The sequence below is a fragment of the Mammaliicoccus lentus genome (assembly GCF_947036595.1).
Classification (GTDB): Bacteria; Bacillota; Bacilli; order Staphylococcales; family Staphylococcaceae; genus Mammaliicoccus; species Mammaliicoccus lentus.
On the sequence record NZ_OX344834.1, the window covers coordinates 959,554 to 975,365 of the forward strand.

Below are 15,812 nucleotides of genomic sequence, written 5' to 3' on the forward strand. Positions count from 1 at the left end.
TATTTTTATAGATAAAATAATATAAGTCTAACATTATAAGTTTACTTGAAGTTATAAAGGAGTTTATATTAACCTGCACTTCCAGTTTTTAAGAGTATATATTAGAATAATGGTATTAGTCTAGAATGATGAGGGGGATATGTAGTTGTTACTAGAATCAGTTGAAATAGTAAATTATAGGATGTTGAAAGATTTTAAGTTAGATTTAAAAAGTGAACTTTCTTTAATAGTTGGGAAAAATAATTGTGGAAAAACATCATTATTAACAGTTATGGATAAATTCTTAAATTTTGAAAGTAATCAATTTAAATGGGATGATTTTAATTTAGATTTTCAAAAAAAATTGTTTCAACAATTAGTGGAAAGAGTTAATGAAATAGAAAAGGGTGTTGAAGAAGATGGTATTAAGTTAACCCTTTTGATTAGTTACGATGAAAATGATAATTACATTAATATTCAAAATCTGATGCTTGATTTGAATCCAGAAAATAATTTTGTAGTTTTAGAATTTGATTACTCGATTTCAGGTATCAATTTTAGAAAATTGAAAAATGATTATGAAAATCTACCAGAAAAAAATTTCGAACAATTTATAAAGTATATTAAAAAGAATTTTAAAAAATATTTTAATTTAACTGTGTATTCACGTGGATATGATATAGTACATAAAAAGCTTACTAATGATAAGTCTTTACCACTAGATAAAAAAGAAGTACAAAAAATTATACGATTTCAAAGTATAAAAGCTAGTCGTGAAGTTTCCAATAAACATAATAATCACTCTTTATCATCACTTTCATCAAGATATTATGAATATTTAAAGGGAAATGAATCTGAAACTATTAATGAATTTGAAAAAGCCATTATGGATACTGATGAATCTTTGAATAAAATTTATGAGAATGTTTTTTCTAATATTAATCAAAGTGTTGCTAAGTTTGGAGGAGTAGATGGTGAAACTCAAATTAGTATACAATCTTCTTTAGGAGAAAAAGAACTTCTTTCCGGAAATACCACTTTGTATTATAAATATGATGAAGTACATTTACCTGAAAGTTATAACGGTTTAGGATATTTGAACCTAATCGGTATAATTTTTGAAATAGAAACAATTATTGCTGGATTTCATGGAAAAGAGAATGAGGAACCTGCAGATATTAATATTTTATTTATTGAGGAACCAGAGGCGCACACCCATCCACAACTTCAATATATTTTCATTAAAAATATTAAAGCATTAATTAAAGAAAGATTGACAACTGATAATCATGAATTAGGAATGCAAACAATTATTACTACACATTCCTCGCACATTGTTTCAGAGTGTGATTTTAATGATGTTCGATATCTTAAAAAGGAGGGAACAAATTCAGTAGCTAAAAATTTTAATGAACTTGAGAGAAAATATGATAATCAAGAAGCCTTTAAATTTGTAAAACAATATCTAACATTAAGTCGCTCAGAGCTGTTTTTTGCAGATAAAGCTATATTTATTGAAGGAGACACTGAAAGAATATTACTTCCAGCAATGATGAAAAAAGTTGATATGGAAGAGGCCACAGAAAGACCTTTACTTTCACAGAATATATCAATTATTGAAGTGGGGAATTATGCGCATCTTTTTGGAAAATTAATTAGTTTCTTGGGTATTAAAGCATTAATTATTACAGATATTGATGCTGCCAGATATAAAGAAGGAAAAACGAAGGGTGTTAAAAATAAGTGTAATCCTTCAGATGCGACAACTACAAGCAACTCATCCTTAAAAAAATTCCTTAGTACAGATGATTTCCATATAATTAAATCTATGAATAATAAAATCGTAAGATTTTCACAAGAAGATAATAACGATAAGTATTCATTTGATCTAAATGGCAATTTTAGAATAGCATACCAAATAGAGGAAAATGGTAATCAAGCTAGCAGTTTTGAAGATGCCTTCATTCATTTAAATAAAGACTTTCTCAAAGCTAATAGTGATAGGTTTCAGCAGGGTTTGAAAAATACAAAAAAGTTAGAAAAGGATCTTTCGCCTTATAAATTAGCTGAAGAATGTATAGGTAAGAAATCGGCATTTGCTACAGAAATACTACTATTAAGTGATTCTAATTTTAGTAATTGGGAAACTCCAAGTTATATTGAGGAGGGGCTAAAATGGTTAAAAATTCAATAGAAAAAGAAGTTACAGAGGCTTTAAGATGCATTGAACAGAAACAAAATTTTGTATTTTCAGGAGGCGCCGGAAGTGGTAAGACATATTCCTTAATTTCTCTTATTCAGGAAGTAACAAGACTTTATCCTTTAAAGACTATAGTTTGTATTACTTATACAAACAATGCTGTTCGTGAAATACGATCAAGAATTGATAATGAGAAGTTAGTAGTCTCCACAATACATGAATTTATGTGGAATATGATTAAAAAATATCAAATAGAAATAAAAGATGTCATAGTGGAATTAGTTAATGACACTGAGCAAACGCTATTCAATAAACCTAAAGATATTGATTGTTTTACTATAATGGAATTACCTGAGAAAATCGAATATGATGAATATATTAGTTTGAAGAATGGAAAAATTAGCCATGATCATGTTTTATTAGTTGCTCAAAAGATGTTTAGTAAATATCCTAAACTGTCTGATATTTTAAAGGATACTTCTAATTTTATTTTTATTGACGAGTATCAAGATACTGATCCAAAAGTTATTGATATTTTTTTAAATCAGATAAACAAAAGCAAAAAAGAATGTATAATTGGTTTTTTTGGGGATCCTATGCAATCTATTTATGATACAGGTACTGGTAGTTTGGAAGATTTTAATTTGATTAGAATAGACAAAATACAAAATAGACGAAACCCTAAATCTGTGATTGATCTTGCTAATAAATTACGGGAATCAGTAGACTCTATACAACAAGAGCCATCACTGGATAAATCCGCACCTAATATGAGAAACGGCAAAATTATTAATGGAAGTGCTCGATTTATATATGCGGATAAAATAGAAATATTTGAAGATGTAAAGAATCATGAAATTTTCCAGAATTGGGATTTTAAAAATTCAAGTAATACTAAAGTACTTTTGTTAACTCACAAATTTAATGCAAATAATTCAGGTTTTAGTGATTTATATAACTTATATAATAATGATAAGCTTTATGACTTGATTGATAAAATAAGAAGTAAATTAAATAATGAAAAAATCTGCGTCTTAAATAAAACGTTTGAAGAGATAGCTATGGAAGTAAATGTTGTTAATAAACAAAATAAAAAATCAGTTCTTGAATTAATTAAAAGTGATGAATATTATTCTAAATACTATTATGACTTGAAAACAATGTCATGGAAAGATGAAGTAGAAAAAATCTTGATTGACAGAGAGTCTCTTTTATCATATAAGCTGAATGGGCTTACTGGAAAGTATGAAGGTACTTCTAAACGAGATGAAATCCTCTTACAATTAGATAAAATCTATGAATTAATTGAATGTTATCAAGAAGGAAAATTTAATGAGTTTTTACGAAAAACAAAATACCAAATAAAAAATTATAAAGATAAACAAAAATTATATAGTAAAATGAATTATTTTGAAAATTTAGACAACAAATCTATACATGAGGTATTTCAAGAGGCTGTAAATATATTTTATAAGCAAATAGATGATAGGTTTAATGAATTCATTAACGGTAAAGGAAAATATTTATGGAACAGACTAAGTGAATTACCTTTCCAGTCGTATATCAATTCAATTAATTACCAAAGAGAATACTTGCCTTATGCTACTCAACACAGTGTTAAAGGGAGTGAATACGATAATGTTCTATTAGTACTGGATAATGGGAAATGGAATAAATACGATTTCAAAACGTTATTTGGTAAAGGTTCTATTAATAACAATGTTATTAATAGAACTAGAAAAATTTTTTATGTTTCTTGTACAAGAGCAAAGGAAAACTTAATAGTTTTTATGGTAACAGGTGATCAAATTATTATTGAAAAAGCTAAATTGTTATTTGGTGCTGAGAATACATTAGATGCAAATTTATTATTAAAATGAATTATTTTAATAATATGATGTTCAATATTTTGAAACATTGATTTGAAATGGTTTTGTATTTTATAAGCTCTCTTATCTCATATTAATTAAATTATGATTTATATATCTTATATTTAATAAATAGTAAAGATAAAAAAGGGAATTTATTATCGAAAATATAGTTATTATATCATAAAGTGTTTAAACAAAATAAAGCATTATATGAGCTAGCAATCATAATTTAAGTAACTGTTTTTGTTTTGCTCCATGTAGAAGCTTTCATTATAATTAAGAAAATAAGTAGTAATTTATACCAACAACCAGTTTAAAGGCTGGTTGTTTTTTTATGAGAAAATCAACTTTCGTTTAATAGAATTTAGATGCTTAAACATTCTTAACACGTTATACTGTAAAAAAGAATGAAATGCGGTGATTAAATGAAACAGAGAATTAACGAATACAACCTACCAATTGGTGAAGAGTTACCTAACTGGAAGCCAAGAAAGTTTCCTACTGATATACATTATGTCGGTAAGTATACTATTATTACTCGGTTATCTCATTCACACACTAAAGACCTCTATAATGCATATAGAGATTCTCATCCTAGTAATTGGACTTACTTACCATATGAGTATCCTCAAGACTATGAATCTTTTGAAGAAGAGTTAAACGAAAAGATTGAAAGCACGACAATTATCTTCTATGCGGTGATAAATAAAGAGACAAACAAAGCTCTAGGAATATTTAGTTTAATGAGAGTTGATCAAGCAAATGGAGTAGTCGAAGAAGGACATGTTAACTTTTCAGATTCATTAAAAAGAACAAGAATGTCTACAGAAGCACACTATTTATTAGCTAAATATGTATTCGAAGAACTTCAATACAGACGCTACGAATGGAAATGTGATTCTTTAAATGCTAACTCCTATAAAACTGCATTACGTTTAGGTTTTCAGTATGAAGGGACTTTCAGAAACGCTGTAGTGTATAAAAATCGCTCAAGAGACACATGTTGTTTTTCCATGTTAATAGAGGAATGGCCGAAGCATAAACAAGCATTTAATAAATGGTTGGCAGAAGAGAATTTTGATGAAGAAGGAAGACAACTTCACAGGTTAGAAGAATTTAAGTAAATAAATTTATTGAACAACCAGTTTATTAGCTGGTTGTTTTTTTATTGAAATTACATATTTATATTGAATGTTAATTCCATTTATGGTATTTTATGGATAAATTTTAGGCTATTATATATAAAATGGTAGTAAAACAATAATGCAAAGGAAGGGGATTTTAAGATTATAAACATAAGATTACAAAACTAGATAAGGGGGGTATTTATGGAGGTTCGGGCAAATAATTTATATAAATCCTATCGTGATAAAAAGGTGTTGGAGAATATTAATTTTTCGATTAATAAACCAGGTGTATACTTAATTGCTGGTCCAAATGGAAGTGGAAAGACGACCTTTTTAGAAATTTTAGTAGGGTTAAGAAAGCCTAATCAGGGAGAAGTTTTTATCAATAAAGTACAGCCTGAAAAAGCGAAGATAAATCGGGAAATTGGTTTTTTAACACAGCAGAATACGTTAAGAAAAAATTGTACTGTGAAGGAAGAATTAACGCTTGTTAAAGAGTTATTTCAATTAGATATAGATACATATGCATATTTAAAAAAGTTTAATTTACAAGAATATTATAATATTAAAACAAAGAAATAATCTGGTGGGACGAAAAGAAGAATTTTAATAGCGATGTTATTAATGCCTAATCATAAAGTAATAGTTTTGGATGAACCTGTTTCAGGACTTGATACGTATAGTCGAGACGAAATTTGGAATATGGTTCGTGATTATGCGAAAGACAAAATTGTCATTACATCTGACCATTATTTAAATCAAGCATCACAGTATTGTGATTATACGTACTTAATTAATCAAGGGAATATTGTCTTACATGGAGAAACAGAACATTTAATTAGTAGTTTTCCATATAGTTATGTTATCAAAACGAGAGAGCAATATGCAGACAAACTAAAAGAAGTTTTAAAGGCAGATAATGATCTAGTAAATGTAAAGGTTTCTGGCTCTGTATACAATTTATTTACAAATAAAGATGTGATTAAATCAGGTGGTGAGCTGGTACATTCAAAAGAATTTAGCGTTCATCTAGTTAATTTAGAAGATATTTATTTCTATTATACTGGGGCTTTTGTACAGGAGGAAAGCATTTGATTAGAGAACAATATGCATTTTTTAAAATAGAATTAAGGTCGTTATTGCGTGAACCTGTTTCAATATTTTTTATGATTGTTTTACCAATCATTTTAACAATTGTCTTTGGCGGAGCGTTTGGAGATGAAGCTACAAAATATGGTAAGCACGTGCTTGGGATAGATACGGTTGTTCCTGTGAACATCGTATTTTTACTCGCGAATGCAGGTTTAATGGGAATCCCTATTACAGTATTAGAATTAAGAGAACAAGGTGTATTAAAAAGATATAGCACGTACCCTGTAAATTTACGAACATATTTTATTTCTCTCGTATTCACATTTTCTCTCATAAGCGTTTTATCGACATTACTCTTTTTGAGTTTATCAATCGTTGTTTACCATGCATCAATTTATATGAATTTCATTGATTTGCTGATATTTATGTTTATTTACGTGATGATTATTTATATTTTTTACTCCATTGGTTTTTTAGTTGCTTTATTTATTAAGTCTGCAAGAACAGCAAATTTAGTTTCTTCAGGATTTTTTATGGCGATGTTATTTACCTCTGGGGTTGTTTTACCACTTGATTCTCTACCATCTTATGTTCAAGTTGTGGCGAAAATATTTCCAATGTCACATAGTATTGAAGTAATGCAAATGATATGGATTGGCCAGTTTTCATGGGGAGAATATAGTAATCAAATGCTCTACTTATTCGCATTAAGTATCTTGTTATTCATTGTGTTAAGGAATGTGAAGTTAAAATGGGATATGTAAAAGTCAAAACAATCAAATAAATAGATATTATTAAACATACAACCAGTTTATTAGCTGGTTGTTTTTTATTATTTTGAGCGATATTATTGTTTGTAAACGCATTCATCTGTATAAATAAGTTAAGGAGGGTTGTTTATGAAACGAATGTTGGCAAGTGCTATTTCTGTAAGTTTTTTATTAACGGCTTGTGGTAATGATTCTGAGGAGAGTGTGAATAAGACTGAAGAGAGTAGTGATGAAAAGCAAAATGATTCTAATAAACAACAAAGTGATTCGGATGAGAAGAAGTCTAATGATGAGGAATCTAAAGGTATGGAGACTGTGGTTGATGGTTTGAACACACCTTGGTCTATTGAGAAGATGGATAATACTTTTTATTTAACTGAGCGTCCTGGCAAGATTGTTAAGATTGAGGGTAATCAGAAGACTGATCAAAAGGTGAACTTAGATGAGAAGATTGCAACTGCTGCTGAAGCGGGATTATTAGGCTTTGTGTTGGCACCTGACTTTAAAGAATCCAATGAAGCTTATGCTTATTATACGTATGAAGGCAACGAAGGGCAGTTTAACAGAATTGTAAAATTGAAGTTAGATGGTGACTCATGGGAAGAAGAGGAAGTATTATTAGACAAAATTCCGTGTGGAGATTTCCATCATGGTGGTCGATTGAAGATTGGTCCTGATGATAAGTTGTATGCTACTACTGGTGACGCTGCAAATGATGAAATTGCACAATATAAAGATTCTTTAGGTGGCAAGATTTTAAGATTAAATTTAGATGGTAGTAAACCGAAAGATAATGCATTTTCAAATTCATATGTTTATAGTTATGGTCATAGAAATCCGCAAGGTCTTGTGTGGCCTTCAGATAATAAGCTTTATGCTAGCGAGCACGGAGACTTAGCTAATGATGAAATTAATGACATAAAGAAAGGTAAAAATTATGGTTGGCCGGTTATAGAAGGGAATGAAGAAAAAGATGGTATGGTGTCACCATTATTTACTTCTGGAGCAGATGAAACATGGGCTCCTTCAGGTTTAGCTTACCATGATGGGAAAATCTATTCTGCAGCTTTAAGAGGTGAAGCAGTTCTAGAATTTGACACTAAAAATGATAAAGTTAAAAAGGTCATTACAGATCACGGACGTATTCGAGATGTCATGATTGAAGGAGAAACGTTGTATTTCATTAGTAATAATTCAGATGGTAGAGGTAATCCTTCTGATAATGATGATAAGCTATATAAAATACCATTAAACCAATTAAAATAATATCAAATAAGTTAAATTAAGAATAGAATTAATATCGTTTTTAATCTATAATATGAGGGGACGGATAAAGAGATTCAATCTGATGGAGGAATTGTATGTTAAAAATTGACTTACTCAATAGCACTTCTATATTAAAACGATTAGCATTATTACAATTTGTCCTATTTCTTTCACTCGTATTAATTGGTTTTAAAGTAATGGCGAATTTTATATATATACAAGAAGAAGGTATTCTTAGAAATATTATTGTAGGTGTTATTGGTTTAATAATTTTAATATTTATTCATGAACTTATTCATGGTATTTGTTTTAAAATTTTTCAACCATCGAAAAAAGTAAAATACGGTTACAAAAGTGGTATGTTCTACGCATCTATGCCAAAAGAAATATTTACACGTAGACAATTTTATACCATCGCGCTAGCTCCATTTGTAATTATTAGTATTGGTTTACTTTTGGTACTATTATGGTTGAAATTAAGTTCGATTATATATATTTTTGCATTCCATGGTGCAGCTTGTATAGGGGATTTCTATATGGTGCAAGTTTTATATAATCATCAACAAATGAAATATATCGAAGATACTGATGTAGGCATAAATTTATATACTGACAAGAAAAACATATCTTCAACAACTTAATACAATTTTTGTTATAATATATAGGAATTTGGGAAACCATATTCCTATTTTTTATAGAGGTGTTTAAGATGGAACGTCGAATCATTCATATAGATATGGATGCATTCTTTGCTCAAGTAGAAGTGAGGGATAATCCAAAGTTAAAAGGTAAACCGGTTATCATCGGTGGTAGAGCTTCTGGACGTGGCGTTGTATCAACTGCAAGCTATGAAGCTAGGGAATATGGTGTACATTCTGCGATGCCTATGGCTAGAGCCCATCAATTATGTCCTGATGGTTATTATGTTCGGCCTAGAATTAATCATTATAGAGAAGTTTCTAATGAAATTATGGAGATATTTAAAAGTTATACTGATATAGTTGAACCATTATCTTTAGATGAAGCATATTTAGATGTAACTGAACTAGTTCGCAGAGATTTATCAGCCTCTACTATTGCTCAATATCTTCAAAGAGACATTTACGATAAGACACAACTTACTTCTTCGGCAGGTGTTTCGTATAATAAATTTTTAGCAAAACTTGCTAGTGGTATGAACAAGCCGAGTGGTAGAACAGTTATAAATTATGAGAACACACATGACTTATTGATGTCACTACCAATAGGTAAATTTGCAGGAGTAGGTAAAGTGACTGAAGAAAAAATGAAAGAATTGAACATCCATACTGGTCAAGATTTATATGATTATAGTCAAATGGAACTCATTCAAATGTTTGGGAAAAGAGGATTGAGTTTTTATAATAAAGTAAGAGGAATTGATAACTCACCTGTTAAACCAGTAAGAATTAGAAAGTCTATAGGTAGAGAAACTACTTTTGAAACAGACCAAAATGATGATGATTTCATATTAAATAAAATACGTACTTTAAGTGGGGAAGTAGCTGTTAGAGCAGATAAGCACGAACTTGCAGGTCGTACTATAACGGTGAAAATGAAAACTCATAATTTTGAAACATTGTCTAAACAAACAAGTGTGAATAACCCTGTACATGATGAAGTAGAAATATATAACATTGCATATGAACTATATAACAGTCTTAAAGATCAAGATACAGCAATTAGATTAATTGGTGTTTCAATAGGAAATTTAGTGTCTAAAACATACCGGAATTTGACGATATATGACTTTTTATAAGTAGAAAACTTGATAAAGTGTTAAAGTACTAGTATCCTAATATAGATTGTGATTAAGTTTTGAAATCACATTGAACGGGTATTTATTCATTATTCAGAAAGTAGAGATTGATATGAAATTTAAATTTGCTATTATCGGAATAACAGTATTAATGATTTTACTTTTTGTAAAGAGTACAATCGATACAGGAAGTTTTGATATTGTTAAATTAATAGGTATTGTTGCTATCGCTTTATTATTATTCTGGGCAGATCGAAAATTAGAAAGACCAGTCAATAAAGCAAGTCTTAAAAGAGATATTAAAAAAGAATTTCAGCACAAAGAATAAAATAAAAAATAGGGAAGCAACTTTTAATTAAGTTGTTTCCCTATTTTTTATATACATATTTTTTGTCAGATAAAGTTTTACCGTAAATGTTTATGACACTGTTTAAATCTTGATAGTGTTGCAACAATCTATAAGTGATAATTGCACATGCTTTTGCATCGTTAAGAGCGTGGTGATGACCTTTAAAATCAATATTATAATAAGACATCATATGCGCTAAACCGTATCTATGATTATTTACTGTTTTTCTTGCTAATATACAAGAACAAAAATATGTCATATCGGGTATTTCTATATTCAATTTGATAAGCGATTTAAATAATACATTCATATCAAATTTTGCATTGTGTGCGACAACAGGTAAATCGCCTATGAAGTCCATCATATAAGGGAAGACTACATCAAAAGTAGGGGAGCTTTCCACATCAGATGGTTGTATTTTATGAATTTTAATATTAAATTTAGAAAAATAATCTTTAGGATTAACTAAAGTATAAAAATCTTCAGTAATTTGATGGTCAACAACTTTAACCATTCCTATTGAACAAATACTTTCAGGATTGCCGTTAGCCGTTTCAAAATCTAACGCGACAAATGAAGACATTCAATCACTTCCTTTGAAAGTCATTATATGGATATATAATGAAAATGTAAATAAAATTGTTCGAAATGATAAAAATAAAGATGGTGGGGAGGGCGAATGTTGCAAGACGAGATTCACGTGCAACGTTCAACTTTAAAATTGCAATATAAAAAGGTCTAGGACATTTATGTCCTAGACCTTTACTTATCTTAAGAATCATTCACCATCTTCATCAAATTGACGAGCAGCTAATTCTTTTTCATATATAAATAGTGCGTTATTATCTTCTTGGATTCTTTCTAAGTAGTCAATGTGTGTTTCAAACATTGATTCTTCTTCAACTTGTTCATCTAAGAACCAATTTAAGAACGAAATAGTCGCAAAGTCATTTTCATTTTTAGCGATTTCCGATAAGTTATAGAAGCGTCGTGTTACATCTCTTTCTTGTTCAAGGCCATCTTTAAATGTTTCTAATAATGAATTAAATTCAGTCTTTGGAGCTTCTAATGATGTAAAGATAGCTTTTTCACCACGGTCATTTATATAATTATAAATTTTCATACCGTGAAAACGTTCTTCTTTAGCTTGTTGAATATAGAAGTTTGCAAAACCGTCATAACTCTTATCCGCACAATATGCTGCCATAGCCATATATGCGTGTGCTGCATAAAACTCGTGATTTAATTGATTGTTTAAAGCGTCTAGTATATTTTTAGATAACATTTAAAATCTTCCCTTCTATAATAAACTTGTTTATATATTTATTATACATTATTTGTAAGGGTATACCAATGTTTTAACTTAGTGAAAGTCTTTTTTAAAAGCTTTTGAACGTGTTATAATAATATGACAGAATAAGGAGGTAACGTATGAAGAAGTATGTTGCGAAAAATATGGCTAAACTTGCTAGGTTTGCAAGTAGAAAAATGGGAAAACAAGGTACCGACCTTCCGGGACAAGTCGCTCGTAAGATAGATCCACTTATATTAAGAAAGTTAGCAAATGATGTTGATGAAATTGTAATGATAAGTGGAACAAATGGTAAGACGACTACTTCCAATTTAATTGGCCATACTTTAAAGAAAAATAATATAAATATAATACATAATAATGAAGGTGCCAATATGGCAGCGGGTATTACTTCAAGCTTTGTTATTCAGTCTAATAAAGATACTAAAATTGCTATTATCGAAATTGATGAAGGTTCAATACCAAGAGTATTGAAAGAAATGACACCAACGATGATGGTCGTAACAAACTTCTTTAGAGACCAGATGGATAGATTTGGCGAGATTGATACAATGGTCGATAATATAGCTAATACAATTAAAGGTAGGGGTATTAAACTATTATTAAATGCTGATGATCCATTCGTAAGTAGATTAAAAATTGCTAGTGATGAAGTTATATACTACGGCATGAAAGCGGGCATTCATGAATTTGAACAAAGTACGATGGTTGAAAGTAAATATTGCCCGAATTGTGGTCGATTATTAAATTACAAACATGTTCATTACAATCAAATTGGCCATTATGATTGTGTTTGTGGATTTAAACGTGAAAAACCTAAATATGAAGTTTCCTCCTTTAAACAAGAGCCATTTATAGATGCAGGTATAAATGGTACTATTTTTGATATGAAAATAGCTGGAGACTACAACGTGTTTAATGTTGTTGCTGCATATACAGTTTTAAGGGAATTAGGGTTGAACGATAAGAGTATTAATGCCGGGTTTGAATCTTATACGTCTGATAATGGCCGTATGCAATATTACAAAAATCGTCATAAAGAAGTATTAATTAACTTAGCTAAAAATCCAGCTGGTTTAAATGCTAGTCTATCAGTAGGTGAACAAATAGATTCGGAGAAAGTATACATTATCAGTTTAAATGATAATGGAGCTGATGGTAGAGATATTTCTTGGATTTACGATGCGGACTTTGAAAAGTTATCACGCCAAAATATAAAAGCAGTTATATGTACGGGACAAAGAGCTGAAGAACTAGCACTTAGATTAAAATATGCAGAAGTAGATGCAGACATTATCATTGAAAAGTCTATTGAAAAAGCGACTGGAATGTCAATGGAGTATCCTCAATTTACTGTTGCTATACCTAACTATACTTCACTATCTCCGATGCATCGTGTACTAAATAGAGCGTTTAAGGAGGAAGTATAATGTCAGCGATAAAAATATTTCATTTTATGCCAGATAAATTAAATCTTTACGGAGATATCGGTAATATTATTGCTTTAAAGCAACGTGCTAAATGGCGCAATATTAAAGTAGAAGTCGTAGATATTATAGATACAGAAGGTTTGAGTTTGGATGATTGTGATATTTTCTTTATTGGAGGAGGTAGTGACAGAGAACAAAGTCTTGCTACTGAACAACTTAAGAAAATTAAAACACAACTAAAAGACGCAATCGAAGACGGCTTGCCAACATTAACGATTTGTGGTGGTTATCAATTTTTAGGTTCTGAATATGTAACGCCAGACGGTACGAGACTTGAAGGCTTAAATATTTTAGACATATATACTGAATCTAAAAAACAAAGGCTTACTGGAGATATTGTTATGGAGTCTGAAACATTTGGTCAAATTGTTGGTTTTGAGAACCATGGTGGTCGTACATATCATGAATATCCATCACTTGGTAAAGTTATAAATGGGTACGGAAATAATGATACAGATAAAAAAGAAGGTATACATTATAAAAACTTAATAGGTACGTATTTACATGGACCAATATTACCAAAAAATCATGAAATTACTGATTATTTATTGAAAAAAGCTTGTGAAAGAAAAGGGATTGAATTCAGTCCAGAAGAATTAGATAATTCAGTTGAAGAAGCAGCAAAACGAGCTATTATAAATAGGTTGTTAAAAGAAAAATAATATAAAAACAAAAGTCTGGGACATTATCAATGTCCCAGACTTTTGTTTTATTACTTTAACCCTTTTTCGTTATATTAGAAAAACGATCGTTTATAATTCGGTTTATCATTAAGATTTCGTATATGATATGGCTTTTTATTTGGTTTTCATCAAATTCATCGAGGCCTTTAACGCTGTTTTTAAGGATAGATGCGGCTTTTTTCTGCTTTTTAAATTCTTTATGATTTAATAAATCTTTATAAGAAATGATTAAATTAGAAATTGCTCTTCTTTCATTTTCAGTAAACGTTATGAATGTTTCTTCAGGTAAATAAATGAGATTTAATAAATGAGAATTCAATAATCTATTTGTGTGATAGGCCATTTCGACTTTTCTAATATATGCTTTAGATTCTTTTTTTGTACGGTGATAATCATATTCTTCTTTTTGATATTTAATCAATTGTTCTATTTTTGTTGCTGACTGTTGCAATGAAGTCATTTGTTTCATTGATATATTGGATTCATATTCTCCAATGAGTAATTCTTTTAATCTGTTTATGTAAATTTCTAAAATACGACGTTCCATATTTTTATTTATGTTTTCAATTTGTGTAATATATTTTGGTGGTAATATGATGAAGTTTACTAAACCTGCTGTTGTTAACCCGATTGTCGTTGTTGCTAAACGAGATATAAAGTTATATACAAAAGCATCATGGATAACAGGCACCATTGCAACCGCTGTAATAGCAGCTACTAGCATACCATCTATAAGTTTAAGTTGGTAACATACAAATATAGTTACTGTAGCAGCCAAAGAATAACTTAATGGCGACTCACCGAAGAAATATGTACTGATTACTGCTATAAATGCGCCTAATATAGAAGCTGGGAAGCGGACAAAAGCTTTTTTTAAAGATGCTTTTGCTGTAGGTTCTATTGTGACAATTGATGTTATAACCGCAAAAATGGGATTTAAATTCAAAACCATACATATTAGTGCAGTTAAAAATGTAGCTAAACCTGTTTTGATAATTCTTGCACCTATAAATCTGATTAACCAATTTTCTTTCATATACAAAACTCCGAAATCATTTTTTTATAGTATACCATGTATTTTCTGATATAATAAAGACGACAAAAAAATTTAAAAGAAAGAACGGGATTTAAATGATTATTCAAAACAATGAAGAACTTGAAGGCCTTAAAGAAATAGGCAGAATCTGTGCAATAATTCGTGATGAATTGAAAGAAGCAACGAAACCCGGAATTACAACTAAAGAGTTGGATAACATAGCGAAGGAAAGATTTGAGGAATTAGAAGCAGAATCTGCTCCTATCGCAGAATATGATTTTCCTGGTTATACATGTATAAGTGTAAATGAAGAAGTTGCGCATGGTATTCCTGGTAACCGTGTAATCAATGAAGGTGATTTAGTTAATATAGATGTTTCAGCAAGAAAGAATGGATACTATGCTGACACAGGTATTTCTTTCGTTGTAGGAGAAGCAGATGATCCTAAAAAACAACTTGTAGTAGATGTTGCAGCAATGGCTTTTGAAGAAGCAATGAAAAAGATTAAACCAGGCACTAAATTATCTCAAATTGGTAGAGCTGTAAATTCTACAGCAAGAAAGAATGGCTTGAAAGTAATTAAAAACTTAACTGGCCATGGTGTTGGTCGTTCACTACATGACTCACCACAACATGTTATGAACTATTTTGATCCTTTAGAAAAGCAATTGCTAAAAGAAGGAATGGTGTTAGCAGTTGAACCGTTTATTTCATCAAACGCTACAATTGTTGGCGATGGTAAAAATGAATGGGCATTTGAGACAAAAGATAAAAGTTTTGTCGCTCAAATAGAACATACTATAGTTGTTACTAAAGATGGACCATTATTATTAACGAAATTAGAAGACTAAAAACAGAGG

Annotated in this window: 16 protein-coding genes; 13 read left to right on the plus strand and 3 right to left on the minus strand. The window is 29.8% G+C overall.

Features of this window, described 5'->3' with window-relative positions; all coding sequences use genetic code 11:
• The first annotated feature begins 145 nt into the window (after positions 1-145).
• The 10 genes from ACNMOQ_RS04670 to ACNMOQ_RS04715 all read left to right on the plus strand — a co-directional run bounded on the left by ACNMOQ_RS04670 (position 146) and on the right by ACNMOQ_RS04715 (position 10,410).
• Positions 146-2,173: an ATP-dependent nuclease gene (locus ACNMOQ_RS04670; RefSeq protein ID WP_416350292.1), complete on the plus strand. Its 2,028-nt coding sequence runs from the start codon at positions 146-148 to the stop codon at positions 2,171-2,173.
• Positions 2,155-4,059 carry a UvrD-helicase domain-containing protein gene (locus tag ACNMOQ_RS04675; RefSeq protein ID WP_416350293.1) on the plus strand — a complete coding sequence of 635 codons (1,905 nt, stop codon included), beginning with the start codon at positions 2,155-2,157 and terminating at the stop codon, positions 4,057-4,059. Before ACNMOQ_RS04670 ends, ACNMOQ_RS04675 begins: the two co-directional genes overlap by 19 nt.
• 416 nt (positions 4,060-4,475) lie before the next feature.
• Positions 4,476-5,174 carry a GNAT family N-acetyltransferase gene (locus tag ACNMOQ_RS04680; protein ID WP_416350294.1) on the plus strand — a complete coding sequence of 233 codons (699 nt, stop codon included), beginning with the start codon at positions 4,476-4,478 and terminating at the stop codon, positions 5,172-5,174.
• 204 nt (positions 5,175-5,378) lie between these two features.
• Entirely contained in the window at positions 5,379-5,759 is a 381-nt protein-coding gene (locus ACNMOQ_RS04685) for an ATP-binding cassette domain-containing protein (protein ID WP_416350295.1), read from the plus strand.
• 42 nt (positions 5,760-5,801) lie between these two features.
• Positions 5,802-6,272 carry an ATP-binding cassette domain-containing protein gene (locus tag ACNMOQ_RS04690; RefSeq protein ID WP_416350296.1) on the plus strand — a complete coding sequence of 157 codons (471 nt, stop codon included), beginning with the start codon at positions 5,802-5,804 and terminating at the stop codon, positions 6,270-6,272.
• Positions 6,269-7,033, plus strand: coding sequence for an ABC transporter permease (locus tag ACNMOQ_RS04695; protein WP_016999045.1), 765 nt, complete (start codon positions 6,269-6,271; stop codon positions 7,031-7,033). The genes ACNMOQ_RS04690 and ACNMOQ_RS04695 overlap by 4 nt, the downstream gene beginning before the upstream one ends.
• Positions 7,034-7,168: 135 nt before the next feature.
• Positions 7,169-8,305 carry a PQQ-dependent sugar dehydrogenase gene (locus ACNMOQ_RS04700; protein ID WP_416350297.1) on the plus strand — a complete coding sequence of 379 codons (1,137 nt, stop codon included), beginning with the start codon at positions 7,169-7,171 and terminating at the stop codon, positions 8,303-8,305.
• Positions 8,306-8,400: 95 nt separating this feature from the next.
• Positions 8,401-8,946: a DUF3267 domain-containing protein gene (locus tag ACNMOQ_RS04705; protein WP_016999043.1), complete on the plus strand. Its 546-nt coding sequence runs from the start codon at positions 8,401-8,403 to the stop codon at positions 8,944-8,946.
• Positions 8,947-9,014: 68 nt separating this feature from the next.
• Entirely contained in the window at positions 9,015-10,082 is a 1,068-nt protein-coding gene (gene dinB / locus ACNMOQ_RS04710) for a DNA polymerase IV (RefSeq protein WP_016999042.1), read from the plus strand.
• A gap of 112 nt (positions 10,083-10,194) precedes the next feature.
• Positions 10,195-10,410 (plus strand): hypothetical protein, encoded by a 216-nt coding sequence (locus ACNMOQ_RS04715; RefSeq protein ID WP_016999041.1) that lies wholly within the window; start codon positions 10,195-10,197, stop codon positions 10,408-10,410.
• A gap of 40 nt (positions 10,411-10,450) precedes the next feature.
• On the opposite strand, the gene ACNMOQ_RS04720 is transcribed toward ACNMOQ_RS04715, so the two are convergent.
• Together ACNMOQ_RS04720 and ACNMOQ_RS04725 are read right to left on the minus strand one after the other, a co-directional pair.
• Positions 10,451-11,014, minus strand: coding sequence for a 3'-5' exonuclease (locus ACNMOQ_RS04720; protein WP_016999040.1), 564 nt, complete (start codon positions 11,012-11,014; stop codon positions 10,451-10,453).
• 195 nt (positions 11,015-11,209) lie between these two features.
• Positions 11,210-11,716, minus strand: coding sequence for a ferritin (locus tag ACNMOQ_RS04725; protein ID WP_016999039.1), 507 nt, complete (start codon positions 11,714-11,716; stop codon positions 11,210-11,212).
• A gap of 146 nt (positions 11,717-11,862) precedes the next feature.
• Here ACNMOQ_RS04725 and murT point away from each other — a divergent pair, with 146 nt between their 5' ends.
• Both murT and gatD read left to right on the plus strand, forming a co-directional pair.
• Positions 11,863-13,173 (plus strand): lipid II isoglutaminyl synthase subunit MurT, encoded by a 1,311-nt coding sequence (gene murT / locus ACNMOQ_RS04730; protein ID WP_103269089.1) that lies wholly within the window; start codon positions 11,863-11,865, stop codon positions 13,171-13,173.
• Positions 13,173-13,895: a lipid II isoglutaminyl synthase subunit GatD gene (gatD, locus tag ACNMOQ_RS04735; RefSeq protein ID WP_016999038.1), complete on the plus strand. Its 723-nt coding sequence runs from the start codon at positions 13,173-13,175 to the stop codon at positions 13,893-13,895. Before murT ends, gatD begins: the two co-directional genes overlap by 1 nt.
• A 55-nt stretch (positions 13,896-13,950) precedes the next feature.
• On the opposite strand, the gene ACNMOQ_RS04740 is transcribed toward gatD, so the two are convergent.
• Complete coding sequence (locus ACNMOQ_RS04740) at positions 13,951-14,952, minus strand: FUSC family protein (protein ID WP_016999037.1); 1,002 nt, start codon at positions 14,950-14,952, stop codon at positions 13,951-13,953.
• Positions 14,953-15,047: 95 nt separating this feature from the next.
• On the opposite strand from ACNMOQ_RS04740, the gene map reads away from it, so the two are divergent.
• A complete protein-coding gene (gene map, locus ACNMOQ_RS04745; protein WP_016999036.1) occupies positions 15,048-15,803 on the plus strand; it encodes a type I methionyl aminopeptidase in 756 nt (251 codons plus the stop codon).
• The last annotated feature ends 9 nt before the right edge of the window (positions 15,804-15,812 follow it).